At 50.3% G+C, this 16,222-nt stretch carries 11 protein-coding genes, 1 tRNA gene and 1 pseudogene; 3 read left to right on the forward strand and 10 right to left on the reverse strand.

Translation table 11 applies throughout. The features are described from left to right. Window positions 1-163 (reverse strand): annotated as a pseudogene (locus tag HMPREF2993_RS01285) (ISL3 family transposase); the annotation flags it as partial. 360 nt (window positions 164-523) lie between these two features. Between HMPREF2993_RS01285 and HMPREF2993_RS01290 the strand changes: the two are divergent. The 3 genes from HMPREF2993_RS01290 to HMPREF2993_RS13325 all read left to right on the forward strand — a co-directional run bounded on the left by HMPREF2993_RS01290 (window position 524) and on the right by HMPREF2993_RS13325 (window position 3,410). Continuing rightward, complete coding sequence (locus HMPREF2993_RS01290) at window positions 524-1,702, forward strand: tyrosine-type recombinase/integrase (RefSeq protein ID WP_070700576.1); 1,179 nt, start codon at window positions 524-526, stop codon at window positions 1,700-1,702. A 94-nt stretch (window positions 1,703-1,796) separates the two neighbouring features. Continuing rightward, window positions 1,797-2,387, forward strand: coding sequence for a hypothetical protein (locus tag HMPREF2993_RS01295; RefSeq protein ID WP_070700579.1), 591 nt, complete (start codon window positions 1,797-1,799; stop codon window positions 2,385-2,387). 237 nt (window positions 2,388-2,624) lie between these two features. Continuing rightward, the gene (locus HMPREF2993_RS13325; RefSeq protein WP_141758237.1) at window positions 2,625-3,410 is read left to right on the forward strand and encodes a hypothetical protein; all 786 of its coding nucleotides are present in this window, start codon (window positions 2,625-2,627) and stop codon (window positions 3,408-3,410) included. Between the two features lie 937 nt (window positions 3,411-4,347). Here the strand turns inward: HMPREF2993_RS13325 and HMPREF2993_RS13555 are convergent. From HMPREF2993_RS13555 to HMPREF2993_RS01340, 9 genes are all read right to left on the reverse strand, one after another. After that, window positions 4,348-4,557 carry a type I restriction-modification system subunit M N-terminal domain-containing protein gene (locus HMPREF2993_RS13555; protein WP_070700581.1) on the reverse strand — a complete coding sequence of 70 codons (210 nt, stop codon included), beginning with the start codon at window positions 4,555-4,557 and terminating at the stop codon, window positions 4,348-4,350. A 105-nt stretch (window positions 4,558-4,662) separates the two neighbouring features. After that, entirely contained in the window at window positions 4,663-5,859 is a 1,197-nt protein-coding gene (locus tag HMPREF2993_RS01305) for a relaxase/mobilization nuclease domain-containing protein (protein ID WP_070700585.1), read from the reverse strand. Further along, on the reverse strand, window positions 5,841-6,248 hold the full coding sequence (locus HMPREF2993_RS01310; RefSeq protein ID WP_070700587.1) for a ribbon-helix-helix domain-containing protein: 408 nt from the start codon (window positions 6,246-6,248) through the stop codon (window positions 5,841-5,843). Before HMPREF2993_RS01310 ends, HMPREF2993_RS01305 begins: the two co-directional genes overlap by 19 nt. Window positions 6,249-6,732: 484 nt before the next feature. Further along, a complete protein-coding gene (locus tag HMPREF2993_RS01315; protein ID WP_070700590.1) occupies window positions 6,733-7,047 on the reverse strand; it encodes a hypothetical protein in 315 nt (104 codons plus the stop codon). Between the two features lie 895 nt (window positions 7,048-7,942). Further along, window positions 7,943-9,805, reverse strand: a complete 1,863-nt coding sequence (locus tag HMPREF2993_RS01320) for a VapE domain-containing protein (protein ID WP_070700593.1) — start codon at window positions 9,803-9,805, stop codon at window positions 7,943-7,945. Window positions 9,806-9,861: 56 nt separating this feature from the next. Next, window positions 9,862-10,056: a helix-turn-helix transcriptional regulator gene (locus tag HMPREF2993_RS13700; RefSeq protein ID WP_070700596.1), complete on the reverse strand. Its 195-nt coding sequence runs from the start codon at window positions 10,054-10,056 to the stop codon at window positions 9,862-9,864. Between the two features lie 1,816 nt (window positions 10,057-11,872). Continuing rightward, window positions 11,873-15,406 (reverse strand): coiled-coil domain-containing protein, encoded by a 3,534-nt coding sequence (locus HMPREF2993_RS13335; RefSeq protein WP_141758238.1) that lies wholly within the window; start codon window positions 15,404-15,406, stop codon window positions 11,873-11,875. A gap of 117 nt (window positions 15,407-15,523) precedes the next feature. Beyond that, entirely contained in the window at window positions 15,524-15,751 is a 228-nt protein-coding gene (locus HMPREF2993_RS13340) for a helix-turn-helix domain-containing protein (RefSeq protein ID WP_371325901.1), read from the reverse strand. 205 nt (window positions 15,752-15,956) lie between these two features. Next, window positions 15,957-16,029, reverse strand: a tRNA-Asn gene (locus HMPREF2993_RS01340). Window positions 16,030-16,222 lie beyond the last annotated feature (193 nt).

The raw sequence follows: 16,222 nt of genomic DNA on the forward strand, positions 1-16,222 counted from the left end.
GCAGCTTTCCTGGCTGTCCGCAGTCCGGGCACGCGCCGCTAACGGCTACGGGTGTGGCCTCGATGATGGTCAGCGGTCCGGCATCAGCGGCACCGGTGATGGCAAGCCCGATTTCCGCGGTACGGCCGATGGTGTCGGCGACGAGGTTTCCAGTAGGCTTCACAGTACGGGTTCCTGGTGGGTTTAGATGGCTGTGTAGGAACTTTCATCTTCACACCAGGGGCCCTAATGTGACACGCCGCAAATCCACACGAAATGTCCCTTAATGCGACACGCCGCAAATCCACACGAAATGTCCCTTAAGCCGGATCTGGTGTGCCAGAGCAAAGCAAAAAACCGCCCTCAACCAGGCGGTTTATTTGCTCCTCCAACTGGGCTCGAACCAGTTTGTATATACTGGTTAACGAGCGTTTATGCAGGTAGACGCTTTAAGTTAAGACAGAAATAGCCAGAAATTGACGGATTGTAACAACATGTGGCCACCGGGTGGCCACGCGATCTGTCACTAGGAGGTAGACCCGCTATGCCAGACAAAAATTCTCGCTCCTTTGGAACGATCCGAAAACTCAAAAACGGAAGGTTCCAAGCGCGCTATAACGCGCCCTACTCCACACGCTCTAATCGCGTGAGGATCTCAGCTCCCCAAAGCTTTCCTACGATAGCTGCCGCCAATAGTTGGCTTGCCAGCGAGCAAACACTGATTGCCAGCGGTAAATGGACACATCCTAAAGAGCGTCTAGAGGTAAAGCCTAAAAAAGAGCTACCAAGCTTTTATGATTTTGCTCACACATGGATCTTCGAGCGCACACGTAGTGATGGCCAGCACTTAAAGATGCGCACTCGCGTGGAATACGAGCGCTATATCACCACCGGCAGGCTTGCCTGCTTTCGCGATACCCCGCTGGATGAGTTTACTTCAGCGAAAATTCGCCAGTGGTATGCCGAATCCAGCCGACAAGCCGCCACACAAACAGCGCGGGTGTATGACTTTTTAAAGTCCGTGCTCAAAACCGCTGTTGAGGACGGTCTTATTGAATCCAACCCGTGTACGGTTCCGGGCGGTTCAAAAGCTTCTAGTAACCGTGAAACCGTCTTTCCCACTGATAAAGAGATCGACGACATTATTGAGCTCATCATCCCGCGCTACCGCGATATCGTGCGCATTGCCGCTGGTGGTGGCTTGCGCTTCGGGGAAATCATTGCCCTTGAGCGCGAGGATATTGAGATTCTCTACGAGCTTGATGACACCGGTCAGCCTACTGAGAACGTTGATGGCGTTATTATCCGTGTCGCCAAAGAATGGACGTACTCACCAGCAGAAGGCTGGGTAAAAAGCCCGCCCAAGAGTGCTGCTGGTATTCGCGAAGTGTACATCTTTGGCAAAGATGCGCCCTTTATTGCTGCTAAAGCGTTTGATACACCAGCAGGCACGCGCCTGTGGTCGTCGCCAACGAAACCGCACAATCCGCTGTCCTACCACACATTTCGCCCGCATTGGGTCAAAGCGCGCAAGGCTATTGATCAGCCGGGCCTGCGCTTTCATGACCTAAGGCACTATGCAGGTACTCGCTATGCCCAACAAAGTGGTGCTTCTCTGGCTGAGATTCAAAGCTATCTTGGTCACTCCACCATCCAGGCTGCGATGCGCTACCAACACGCAGGTACTCGCACAATGGAGCTTGCCCGCAAGGCAGCACGCTAACACCCCTTCTTCCCATGTGTGTGAAGGTGGCCAGGGCCCTGGCCACCGAGACATGAGGTGATATCTACACTCTCACTTTTTCAAGGAGGCCGTCATGGCTGTACCTGCTGCACAAGATACCTACTCTGAAAAAGGCCCCAAGCTCGACATCCCGCAGATTTGGATTGGCTGCATGCGCCACGGCACGCCACTGGGAGCCTGGTTCGACTGCATTGACAGCGGTATGGTTGTTGAAATCACGAGCGATACCGTGCATGACATCTTTCCAGCATCCAAATTCCCGGAAGGGTGCAAGAACGTGCTGGTCATGGACACGTACAACATTCCCAATCACGGTGAGCCCTTCACCCTTGCTCAAGCCGTTCGCTGGGCTGAAGCCTACGAGGAAGTCGGCCATGAAGATTGGCATCCGTACTATGTGTGGTCAAGCTTCTCGCAGTGCATCATCGATGCTTTTGGTATTCCATGTGTGAGCGACTTTCAGGATGCCTACCAGGGCTTTTATGAGACCTGGCGGGAGTTTATGGGTGAGAAACTGCGCTACATGGATGAGGACGAGATTCCACGCAAAGACGATGGCAGCATCGACTTCAAGGCGCTATCGCTCAAGCTCAAGGAAACCTACTACCCGCGTGAAGTGGTCTATGAGGATGAGCTTGGTGTGTTTGTCTATCAGATCTACTAAATAAAACCCCTGCTAGCAGCCTTTTAAACTGTCTGGCAGGGGTTTATTTTTCCTAGCAGTTGCAGGGCGTTGTGTCCCGTGTCATACTGCCGCTGTCACTACGTGCGGCCTGCACCCCGAGGGCCCCGATGACTTCGAAGCACTCACATCAGCTACACTGACCAAAGCAGCATAGCTAACCCCCGACGTGTCCACTGTCCGGGGCCAGGCCCATCACTTCATAAAAAGGAAAACTCCATGAGAAAAGCCATATTCAGAACTGTAGTAACACTGTGTGTTTCAGCATCAGTCCTCGGGACTAGCTCTTCAATTGCCCTCGCTGAGGAACGTACCGAATATGTAGTGTCAAACAAATCAGAGAACAGTCTGGGCACGCCACACCTTGAAAGCATTTCCATCCAGCCGCTCTCTGAGGACGGAATCGAGAGGGAAATCGAAACCCCCAACGGAAGCCAATTTGAGTGGTCTATCCAAACTCCCGAATCGAGCCACCAGAGCTCTTTCAAAGTAAAAGCTTCTGGAGATGTGCAACTAGCAGTTGACGAAACCAGCGGAGCGCTCACTGTCAACGTAGACGGTGAGACCCAGGCACTGATTGACGCTCCGTGGGCGCATGGAGCAAATGGGGAAGACCTCGCTACCCACTATGAAGTTGATGGTGACACCTTTACTCAATATGTAGAACCCGCACCAAGCAAATCTGCATACCCTATTACTGCTGATCCCCGTGTAAATTGGGGAAAGATTAGCGGGCACATCTATTTCAGTAAAGAAGAAACTCGCCGAATGGGCGCTAGTACAGCTGCGGCCTTCGCAGTTACGCCTTTTTGGGTGCTCGTTCCGCCTCCAGTAGGAGAAGTCCTCGGAGTATGGTGGGGAGCACATGCTTCCGAAATCTCAGCTTGGTCTGCAGCAGCAATCGCTCAGAATAAATGTCTCGCGCTCAAGGTGGGCGTAACTGGAGGCTGGAATCCTCCTTCCATTGGCGTCTCACCTGAGCACTACACCAATGGGTGTGCCTAGCTCTGAGGAAATAAAATGCTAACTAAACGAGAAAAAACCCTTAACGTTTTCTGGCTTGTGGTCTTAGCGCTTCCTAGCGTCGCAAATATCTATTCCTGTATTTCTGCAAGCAAAGGCATGCTCTCCATAGCACTAGGGTTCACCTCTTCACTAATTCTTTTTGGTTCCCTCATCTTTTTCATTCAGCAGCATTCGACAGAAAAACCACTGCTTTTCATGAACCGGTCGTTTTTCCCTCTTTTACTCAGTTACGTACCTAGCATTATCGGATATTGGAATCATGGGCTTACTTTGACCACTTTGCTAATTCCGCTTATTGCATATGCGTTCTTTCCTGCCAATGAACGAATCCAGAAATGGGCTAATTCCGGAGCAAACGAAACACCTAAGTGCTAGAGAGCTGTCGCAATCCCCAAAGTTCATCAAGCTAGTTGCGCACCTATAAAGGTGGACTAAGTAGCCAAAATCAGAAAAATCTAAATCTCGGGTAGGCTCCGCAGCCTGGGTGCGCTTCGAAGCGAAGCGTGACCCAACTGCGGCATCTCACGCCCGCGATAAAGCAGCATTCCACCGACGCGCGACAGAACTTCCGCAAAGAAATGAAAAAGGCTGTCCAGGAGCTAAAAACAGTGTGGCCTAGCGACGACATCGAAGCCAACACGGACGGAGTAACCGTCACCAGAACCACCCCATCAGTTCAACAGAAACCACCACGCCCCGAACTCAACTAAGCAGAACACGGAAGACTCGCGCCCTACGGGGCGCTTTCTTTTTACCCAATTGATGTACTGCTTAAGGCCCGCTGCGAGCGCATCATCTGATGCTGCCAGTCGCTTCAACGACAGCGGCGAGGTGTTCCAGAAGCGCAGACCGAAGCGCTGTTGAATTTTAAGACTAATTAACGTCGCTTCTGTAGCCTTTGAAGTCTCTTCCTGGACTAGGGGGCTAGCAAAGCATCCTTTGAGGCTTCCAGACGGCCTTCTAGACGGCGCAAAACGGTAAATGGCAGGATGTAGTCGCCATAGTTCTCGCCAGGGAGGATGAGGCGCAGATAATCGTCGGCAGTCTGCCAGATAGCCGCGTTGAGGCTATTAGCAGTCGCTGAGGTCTGCGCGGTCAAGGGCTTTGCAACGTCTGGGGTTGTCATGTGAGTTGAGTTTTCTCTTTCGCTCATAGGAGATTCTTTTTCAAGGGTAGTGGGCTAACAATCATTTTTCGTCGTATTACACACGTCTAAATAGCTGGTCATCATCTAAAACTCGGGGCCAAACTCTTCCTCCTGCACCCGAGGTCGCGAGCCGTATCGCTTGGGTTTCCTGAACTGGTCGATGGTGAGGTTGCGTATCCGCTCTTCCATCGGGTCGTGGACCCGTGGAGCTCGTGGTGGCGGGCTAACACGCGGCAGTTTGTTGTGGGCATCGTAATCCTCAAATTCAGCGTCAAATTCTGCTTGTCGCTGCTGGCGGATACGTTCCTTTTCCAGTGCACGTTGTCTCACCGCTTCTTCCATCTGATAGCGCTGCTGGAGCTGGTGAATGTAGTCCATCACGGGCTTAAGTTCGTAGTCACTGCCTAAGCGCGATCCCGTCGTTGCTGCCTTGCGCTTGCCACGCTTGGTGGGATATTTAAAAAACTCACCATCATCGTCTTTGAGCGCGTACACCGTGGCGTGCTTTTCTTTGGCTTTGGGCGAGGTGTTTTTACGAAAGCCAAACGCTAAATTGTGCTCGCCAGCAATCTCGGCAGCAACCTTCAAGCCAGCTTTAACACCTTGGGCAGATCGCACGCGATCATCCTGGAAAAGATCCTCCACTCTGGCTCGCATGAAGCTGCGCCAGGTATCGCCGGTTAGGTCGTTGAGTTTTAAGCCTGCGGCATCAATCTGGCGACCTTGAGCCTTGGCAAATCGCTCGGCACGAGAAAGCTCTCTAGAACCACGCTCAAGAACCTGCAAACCCAGGTCTCTCATGAGCTTGTCGTTCTCCTCGCGAACCGAGTGCCAGTTACCGGCTAGGCGGGGTGTCTTGTCGGTCGCGAAGTCATGATTAGCAAGCAAGATGTGATTGTGGACTGCACCTGATTTGCTGTCGGTGTGCGTGGCTACTAACGCAGGGGAGTGGGGGGCCACAATCTCGGCTAAACGGTATCCCGCATAATGCGCCATTTCCACATCGGCAGCTGAGCGCTTATCAAGTTCTTCTGGTGAGAAAGATTGAACGATCGAGATGACGTGATTAACCCGGCTTGGATGCTTGCGGATTAGCTCTCGGGTATCGCGGCCAAAGGTGTCGAGATCAAAGCCGGGTCGCGGGCCTATGACGGAGGCGCGGGCTGCGCGCAGCGCACGTGTGCCATCCGCCCCTTCACCCGGCCCACTCTTCGAGCCGTAGAGAACGTAAGTCGCAGCCGCGACTGCATCCTTGGATCTCGTTACCGTCGTGATCGACATGTCCGCTCCACAATCTGAGCAACGTCTCTCGCCATGGCTTCCAGATCCTCGGCTACGGCAAGCAGCGTGTTCGGGTCCAGCTCACGGGAGAGTCGATAATCCGTTCTTTCAAACTGACGTTCCATGCGGAAAAGTGTCCTCGTCGCCCCGTTCAAATTCACCCCGATTCGGCGGATCTGTTCGGTGAATTGATTCAACGTTTTCAACGTCTCTGGCGGCAGTTCATTGAGCTTGTTTTCCCACCCAACAGGCAGGGTCATCGCTAGGTTATCTACCGCCCCGCGAACCACTTCGGGAACCGTCATATCTAGTCGTTCGGCTACCTCCTTGACGAACTTTTCTTGTTCCTCGTCTAATCGCAGGGTAAACCGATACGTCTTCGCGGCCATTAATCACCTACCTTCTTCGGGTCGAAATACCTACACAACTTCTTATCCCCGAGCCGTTTATCCCCACCTACACGTGGAGATCTATTTTTATTAAAAACCATTTTATCATTCTTCAGTTTTTACGTCTATAGGACCTCTCCACAACCGCCTTATGGAATCTAGGCCTTAGGCCTGGGAAACCCAGGCCCACCACGCCGCTTTACAGACCGCCCCTTCAAAATAGGAATTTTTTTCAGATGTAGGGGCGGGGCCAGCATCACATTAAGCACCCCTTCCGGGGTGCAATGTGAGCTGGCCGGGGCGTGCCGCCCCTGGACCCCTGCTTGGAATATCTTCGCTAGAGCACCTTAATGTGATCTCATGGTGGTGCTCTGCTTGATATTCCGCTCGCCGTACCCTGCAAGGATGCAGGATGAAACGGCGAGATCTAGGGGCCAACTCAGCGATTCTGAAGCGTGGAGAAGTCACGATTTTATTTCCACATCTAGAACGGGGAGTTGTTGCCCTGGGGTGCGTTATTCTGCTGGGGTTGATGGGGTCCATTTGCCACTTGTCGGGCAGTGGATTGAATGTTCTGCGGAGCAGATTTGAACCCCAATTCAGTCAGCAGTTCACGCAGTGGAAGGTCTAGATACTTAGACCATTTAGAGCGTGGTTTCGTCGCTGCGGCAAAGAGGACTTCGCCCATTTGTTTTAGTACCTTTTCCCGCTCGGCTTCCATGGCCTTCTCGGCCTCATCACGCGCCTTCTTGTGGCGCTCCAAACGAGAGATTGCGTTGTCTAATTTTTTATTACTCATACATACAAGTATAGGTACTTTGTGATGAAAAATCTATAGCACATAGGGGTTAAAAACGGGTAGAGGCACGCCGATAAAAGGTGCTTAAATTACGCGGAGTGTGAAGAAGTGATGATTGTAGGATGACATCAAGGCATGCTTATATCATCACCTGGGAGGCTGCTTTTTATATCATGCTGTAGGGGATGGTTATATCATGCTGTAGCGCATGATTATAGAATGACATTCTTATAGGATGATATAACTACGCGCTATATCATGATACAAACATACGTATGATTACATCATGATATAAAGGCCAGTTGTAGGATGATATAAGCATTAGATCGCTTCGCAATGGTTATCGAATAATATAAGGCATAGTTGTATCATGATATAAGCAGCAGGGGCGGGGATGATTCTTATATCATGCGCTAGCGCATGGTTATAGGATGGTATAAACAGCACTGGGCTTCGTCATGGTTACGGAATGATATAAGGCGCAGTTATATCATGATATAAGCAACAGTGACGGAGATGGTTCTTATATCATGCGCTAGCACATGGTTATAGGATGATATAAGCAGCACTCGGGAGCTGGTGGAGTGGATGCTTTTTATATCATGAGTGACAGTATGGTTATAGGATGATATAAGCATCACATTTCGTCACGTTGACGGTACTGATACTCGCAATCGAGACGAGGGATTGCAGCGTCGAGGTCGCTAGCAGTGGGAGACAAGGGGGTGAGGGGCTGTCATAGAGCCCTTGAAAGAGCACCTCTCAGGGGTGCACAAACTACACACTCATCAGGATGAAGAGGGCACAAAAAAGGGTGGAACTGCATTGGCAGTCCCACCCTGGAAAATGGTTAAAGTGTATAGAAGATTACCACGTTAGTGTGATTCAAAGGGGTTTATGCGGCAGTGGCAGCGGTACCAAGCAACTGCTGCTCAAGTACTGTTGCATCACCGTGTTGAATGAGGAAGTCGCGGATTTTATCTGTCATAGGAACGACCGAAACTTGGGCTCCACCGTAAGAGGTATTATAGACAATATATGCATAGTCTGGTCGCCCAGGAACGCCAAACATACTCACTCCCTTGCTCACCGCTTTTGGTGAATACTGCAAGGGATCGAGATAGTCGGCGGGATCGAATGGACGAGGGGTTATCTCCCACGCAGCCCTGACTGGCTTACCTTCGACCCGGTAGGTCTTAGCCCCTGTCATACGCTGGTAGTAGACGCAGTTATCAAGAGCGTACATAATGGCTCGATTCGCCTTTTTATCTCTCAATAAATCTATTCGACCCAACTGCTCGTTCACACTGCAAACGTATGACGTGCTGATACGCTGCTTGAGTGGCGTGCCATTTACTGGATCGCCTTGCTCATACCTCTCCCATGCGACCTCAAAAATATTGTCGACGTCAGCGCGTACCAGGTCACCATACGGGTCATCGAGGTGTTCGGCTTGTGCTTCAGCTGCCATCTCCTGGAATTCTCTGTCGTAGCGTGGACGCTCACCTTGGCGGTAGTAGTAGAACGCCTCAGCGAGAGCCTGATCCATGAACTCACGAGTAAGGCACTCATCAGGGATAATGCCCTTGACTACCAGCGGCAAATAACGTCGGTTGCCTGTCACATCCTGCAGGAAGTCATGCAAGTTGGTAGTGCCGATAAGAGTAAAGGAGCGTGCAAGACGCGTATCTGATTCCGCATAGGAGGCACGCCAGACATCGATTAGCGCGGTGATAAAGGTCTTGAGTTCGCTAATTTCCACCTTCTTGGTGAACTTATCGATCTCATCGAGCACGACGATTCCCGCCTCATGACAGCGGCGCAAAGTATCTTTATGCCGCTCACCAGCAGGAATCTCGCCAATCTCTTGAATGCCAAGCGGGAGAATGGAGTGACAGAAGGAGGTTTTGCGCAAACCCTGATCGCCGACCAGGACGATCATCGAATCAACCTGACATCCAGGATTAAAGATGCGCTGGATCAAGGAAAGGAAGAAGTAGCGCATAGATGCACGCGTATACGGGGTGTCATCCACCGTCGGGATAGCACGCTCGATACGTTCTTCTCCATCCCACTCGTCAAGACTTAAAACGTAGTCACGCAGTGGGTGGAAGTAGTTCATCTGACACCACTGGCTCATGTGACTCTTAAACAGGTCTCTATGCAGCTTATTGTTGAAGTACTTCGAGAGAATATCGAAGATATAGGCTTGGTCACGGGCAGTGACATAGAGATTGCCTAAAGCCTTCTCCGCCTCTGTCTTCTTTCGCTTTTCGCCAGAAAGCGTGACAAACATATCATCGTCTTCGTCCTCAGTGTCTTCAGTATCCCCGGATGGATCCTCAGCAGTGGGGGCACCCAATGTCCACGGACGCTCAAATCCCAGCTCCCAGGAGCAAATACAACCCATCTCAGAGATACCGAGATGCTTTAAAACCGGATCCTCGCTAAAGACCTTCATAAAGTTCGTATAGGTCAACCGAACCTTGTCCTTGGCGGCACCCTTCGTTCCGCGTGGAAGCGATAAAAAGATACGAATCCGCTCGGCAATGACCTCGTCGGAAATATCGTAGCCTCCTACGTGGGTGGTGCGACCGAAATACTCAATGAGTCCCGGAGGTAAATTACCCTCGCATTCCTCAATTGCTATTGCAGCTTCGTCCACGTCAATGCTATAATCAATAGCATCACCGTAGAAAAATGAACTTTCCGTAGCCTCACTGTTCTCAGCAGTGGGGTTATTTTTTTGAGTGGTCATGTTACGACCCTTCCTATCGGTACATGTGACCGATGGTTAGTGAAAGTAGATGTGGTTTAACCTAAAGGCATCACCGTTTTCTCGGCCACAAAGGCCTCAAGATCGCGGATGCGATAGCGCACGCGACGCCCGACATGGATATAGACAGGGCCTTCATTGCACTGTCGCCATGCCTCCATGGTGCGCGGTGATACGCCAAGGATCTCAGCAGCTTCTTCCTGGAAAACAGCAACGTCTGATAGTTTTTCCACGATTCTCGACTTTCATGATATGGATGATTGTAAAGGCCAACCAGTTTTGGCCTATTAACATTCTAGCGAGAAAGTTAGGCATTGTATAGCGAGGTTCGGGATCGATAGGTACGCACTCGCAACTGACCTTTTATCCCCGCGCTCACGCGCGGGGAGATATGCCGGGCACGCTCACGCGCGCCCGGGGAATGTGTGGGGTCTGCGCTTACGCGCATCCCCCAAAATGTCTTCTTCCACACGAAGGTGGAAAAAGAGGCCCGCATTGCATGGATGTAACGGGGGTAATTTTTACCCATTTAGGGGATGTCGTAAACGCGGTAGCGGCTATTTTCGCCGTGCGAGGCTGGGATGTATACGCAAGAATACACTCTAAACCCGCAGGTCATAGGGGGTTGAGAAATGGCGTGTATACATGAGGGCCTATCTGGAAACCCGGTTCAAGCTATAAAGCCTTTTTTCGCTCTTGCTACCCCCGTTGTGTGTGCCTCTCTCGCGATGAACCTGGGTCAGCAATCGCGCTTGCAGCCCACGCGCCTGTCCCTAGAATTTTCTTTCACACAAAGGTTGCTATCAAGAGTGTAATAGTGTATGAGTAACGATTTTTGGCAGATGTGGTAACGGGGGTAATTTTTACCCATTTAGGGGATGTCGTAAACGCGGTAGCGGCTATTTTCGCCGTGCGAGGCTGGGATGTATACGCAAGAATACACTCTAAACCCGCAGGTCATAGGGGGTTGAGAAATGGCGTGTATACATGAGGGCCTATCTGGAAACCCGGTTCAAGCTATAAAGCCTTTTTTCGCTCTTGCTACCCCCGTTTTCGCGCTTCACCCGGAGCGCCCCCTTCTCGTTTTTATATATCCTCTTCTATGGCCATCAATAAGGTATACAAGGAATACATGTAAGATAAAACCCCAGGTCAGATAGTGAAAATCTCCGTATTCTTGACTGTATACCTTGAAAAAGGCAGGTATATAACCGCAGGTCAGAGGCGTATACTTGAAATTTTAATGTGCCGAGGCTTGATTTTTTTTCGGCCTTATTGACAATGATTTTCGCCTTTTTTGGCATGTGTCAGGACGTTGATGATCATTTTCGGGCGTGCGTGAGCGCGCCCGACATCTCGCAAATCCCCATGAGCGAGTGAGCGAGTGGGCGGGTGAGCAGGGAAAAGACGTGTGATAGCTACTAGACGGCGATGTAAGCGCCTGAAACTTCGTGTGGCTGTATTTGCCCTTGGGCAAGCTGTTAGGCGCTCTAGCGCGCTGCTGGGCTAGTATTTCGCGCTGCCAGAGCCGTTGTGAAGAATTACACTGAACGAGGAAAGTCGAAAAGGCGTGAAAAGGAGCTAAAAGGCCTTGACTTTCTTGAATTCGCGCATTAGAGTGCCTTTTAAGCGCTTGAGTTCGACTGCTTGTGACAGACGAATTCGTGTTACAGAACTTCACGTTGTGAAGCTTGAGACCGTGAACCTCGTGTTGGTGTCACGGTCTTTTTCGTGTTACGACCGAGAAATTCGTGTTGGTGACTTTCAGCCTATTTCGGCCTTTGTCGTGTGAAAGCAGATAATGATCATTTTCCCGGGAGCGTGAGCGACCGGGACACATGCATTTTTTCCCCTTGACGAGCGCGTGAGCGCGAGGAGAGGGGATAGGTTTTGATACTGGCTCTCGTACCCATCAATGCGCTCCTAGGCGCTCTATCGCGCTGCTAGGCCGGTATTTCGCGCTGTTACGCAGACATGAAGAAACCCCGCTGTACGTTAGTTCGTACAACGGGGTTAAAAAGAGTGTGTTACGTCAAGTGTAGGAATGCGTTACTTGGCTTCAGCTAGTTCCTTTGTCGAGGATGTCACGGAAGATTCGGACTTGATGTCAACTTCAACAGGCTTGTCATCCTGCTTAGCTACCTTTTCTTGAAGACCAGGAGCAAGCAGATTCTCAACCCCACCGCATTTATCGCTGACATAGCCCAGGATGCCCAGTCCAGCAGCAAGTGCTGCTACGGCACTCAAAGCCTTGATAACACCCTGGTTATCAGCCATCATCTTGGCCATCTCGGGATTATAGATACCTAGCTGCTTCTGGATGTCCACATTCGCTTGGCTACCACTGCCACCACCAGCGGCAATAGCTAGCAGCGGGCCGACAAGAGCGGCAATCAGACTTACTCGTGACATGGTGGCATAGCACTCATTAACCTTCTGCAACTGCTTATTAGACTCCTGCAGAGCCTTAACATCGCTTTCTAGAGTCTCAACGCGCTTAGTGAGATCAACGATCTTCACCTCAATACCATCAATACGGTCGCCGAGCTTCGTGATATCGACCTTGACCTGCTGAATGTCGATCTCAGTCTTATCCACGCGAATACTCAAGGCATCAAGAGCCTTATCAGTCTCATCAGCGCGGGTCTCTAGAGTTGTAATGCGCTCAGTGACCTTCTCAAAGCGCTCGGTGACTACGCGATTAAGCTCAACTAGCTTGGAGTTCAGCTCAGCGGTTTCTGTCTCTAGAGTTGCAATCTTGTCAGCGTGATCTGCAATCTCAGCTGCGAGTTTGTCAGCATCTGCCTTGGTAGCAGCCTTATTTTCAAGCTCAGCAACCTCTTTTTCAAGGGTTGCTAACTCTTCTTGAGTCTGAACAAGCTCGGCCTTATTCGCGCCTTCATTCTCAAGCTCAATAATGCGCTGCTTGTGGTCATCGACCTGGCGAATAACCTCTTGCAACTGCTCCTTGGTAGCAACCTTCTCCTTGAGATCCATAATCTCTTGGGTGTTGGTGACTACCTTGTCACGCAGGTCAGCAATCTCTTTGCCATTGCTACCAATGTTCTGAGTGTTCTTCTCGACCTGGTCAGTGACATCGCTCAAATCCTTTTTGAGACCCTCGATGTCCTTGGTATTGGTATCAACGTCCTTTTCCAGGACATCGACACGAGACGTCACATCATCTAACTTGCCCGAGAGATCCTCGATAACTGCCTTGTTATCGGCAATTTCCTTCTCTAAAGCTGCAATATCGTCCTTGGTAGCGCCATTGGCTTCCAGTTCCTTGAGACGCTGCTCGTGGTCAGCGAGTTGCTGAGCGTGCTTATCGACTTCCTGCTGGAGCTTGGCAACCTCTTCCTTACTTGCAGCAGTCTCTTTGAGAGCTTCAAGATTCTTGTTAGTCTCAGCGAGCTTATTGCCTAAGTCAGTAATCTGATTCTGCAGCTCAGAGGTCTTAATCGTCCAGGACTTACCGTTATTTTGTGTGACCACATAGTCACCGTTGGCCTGCTTCTTTACATCCGTAATGAAAGTATCGAAGGTATTAATGACCGTCTGCTTGCCATCAGGTGTTGTGATGGTCACGGTGTGTTTAGACTTATCCTCAACGACCTTTGTGTGAGTGAGAGTGACCTTCTCGCTCTTGCCACCTACACGAGTAATCGTGATAGTGCCGTCACCATTGTCTTTAATGCCGACAATATCGCTGGAAGTATCAATAACACCCTCAACAACAGAGTCATCCTGGCGAATTAGCTTGTAGACACCCTTGCTTCCCTCAACCTTGACAATCTGCTTATTCTCTAACTCCTTGACCTTGGATTCTAGCGTTGTGACACGCCCATCAAGTGCGGCCAAGTCCTTCTTGAGCTTGTCAGCATCACCAGTGGCTTTGTCGAGTCCTTCGCCAACCTGCTTGGTGAGAGCATCGAGCTCTTTCTTGAGGTCATCGACCTGCTTCTTATCGGCTTTACCGGTCTCCAGAGCAGAAATCTTGCCTCGAATATCCTTGAGGTCGATTGTCCACTTCTTACCGTCATTGCGCGTAAGCAGATAGTTTCCATCGGACTGCTTGGTTACATCTGTAATGTGAAGCTCTTTAATTGCATTAGCTGGATCAAAGGCCACATACGCAGTCGTCGTTGCCGAAGCTCCCGTGTATTGAACCTTGAAGTCAACGCCCTTAGCGGTAGACGGAATAGCGTACTGAACCTTAACAGTAGCGCTCTGACCAGGCTTAATAGAGATATCCTCGAAAGTCTTAACCTCACCATTCGGCAGTGTGACACGCGGTACCGACAAAGAAGAGTTACCTTCATTACCCAATGTGAGCTCGAATGTCTGCGTCGTTCCAGCAACTGGAGCTGGGTTATTTTGTGTCACTGACATACCCGGAATACGAGCGATAATCGTGGGCTTGCGAACGAGAGCTTCGCCGGAGCCACCACCGGACATTGCATCAGTAATCGTGCGTGGATACTGATTGAATCGACCAGCTGGGAGTGACCCACCATTCACGTCATAAGACGTGTACTCAACACGCTTCAGTCCAATCTTTCCAGGCTCGGTGTAATCAGTAACCCCGAGTTTTGAAAGTGCAACCGCTGGTTGGATATTGGCCGGAATATTAGTGAACTCGACAACCAAGCGACCCCGGTCATCAACATCAAGTGTGTAACCCAGACCTTCTGGAACACTGACTTCTTTTTGATATCTACCGTTCGGATCCTGGACAAATGCTCTCAGAGTTGCATTCTTCCGCAGAGTAGCGAGATCAAAGATCGTAAAGTCCAAATACCCGTCCCTAGTATCTGGCTCAAAAACCTGGCGTACACTGCGACGATCAACATCACGGCGCTCTGCACGAATATTCCCGAAGATGTCAATCCGCCCATCTTGTGTTGGATTAAGGGCTGCGACCAAATCCGACATTGATGACACCGTGTAGTCAGGGAAGTTGTAGAAACTGTAAATAGACTTGTTCGGAATTGATTGTGTTTCTTGTGCTATCAACTTGTCGGCGGCATTAAAGCGCTTGGTGTCGAAGTTTGCGCCTTCAACCGTATAGGGGTCGCGATACCCAATGCCTTCGGGCAAGTCAGCCTCTAGAGAGGCTCGATTTCTAGCATTAAGAGGAAATTGTATGTGCGCAGTACCGCTGACTAGCGCATCTACATTTTCATTGAATGTGATCGTCGCTCGACTTTCAATCACATCAAACGTTCCGACCACCACGTCATTGACTAGAACCTCTTGGTCACGGATTAAGCGACCTGCCCCTAGAAAGGCAGAATGATTGTAATCGTTACGAATAGTTATTTTATCGCCAGCGTTAATTTTTGTTAGATCAAATGAAAAGCGAACGTCATACTTGTTCAACTCTCCTGCCTTAAAAATGGCATTCGGAACCAGCTTGTCCGTATTGTGCTCGTAGACCTCAGCTTTAGTGACACCAGTTGATTGACCTGCTGTTTCTTGTGCGCTAGCTACGACCGGCGTGATTGCTGCCGGTACGACAACCCCCGAGAAAGAAACTCCAGCCGCTAACGCTATAGCTAGAGTCTTATTGAACTTTTTCATTATACGTAACACATTCTTTTGATACGTATACACACAAACACTATTAAGTTTAATCTATAACTACCCGTACATCAATAGAGGCCACTGACAACTACATCAGTGACCTCTACTTCAACCTCAAGCTACTTGCTCGCCGTAAATGTGGCGATACAAACTCAATGCCGTAATTCGAGGCGATCTCCCGCGACCGCGTTTCCTGCCTGCTTCGGTTTCTAGCACGCCAGCATCAAGCATGCGGGCAACCGTGCGAGCTGAGACATTCAGCCTCTCGCAGACTTGCTCGACGGTGTAGCAGCGCAATAAATCATCAGCGCTTAACGCCGGCATCTCTATTGACTTTTTCATTATTGATACTCTTTCTCGCAAAAGAGCTAAAATCTAAGCACTCCTGTCAGTATAGTCACATCTGACAGAAAACGACAGAAGAGCACCCGGCTGGATACCTCTCAAAAAACCCCGAGGCCTCCTGGTGGCCACGGACGTTATCCAACCGAGTGCTATAGTTGTGAGTGCAGGCCTCTCACCTGCACAATCACGTCAATTTTCTGTGCTCCTCCAACTGGGCTCGAACCAGTGACCCTTCGATTAACAGTCGAATGCTCTGCCAACTGAGCTATGGAGGATTATGCGTATGCTGCCGAGCAAGTGGCCTTGCCCTGTGCAACGAGATGTAACTATATAAGGTCTTCTCTAGAGATTACAAATCGCCTGTACAAAGCGCATTTTAAATGTACTTAGTGTGGCGCCTTTCAGGCCTGGCTCCAAGCAAAGCTAGACTGTCCGTCAGATATCACTCGCAGGGAAGAGGTAGAGGTT

Source organism: Corynebacterium sp. HMSC068G04, from assembly GCF_001814885.1.
GTDB lineage: Bacteria > Actinomycetota > Actinomycetes > Mycobacteriales > Mycobacteriaceae > Corynebacterium > Corynebacterium hiratae.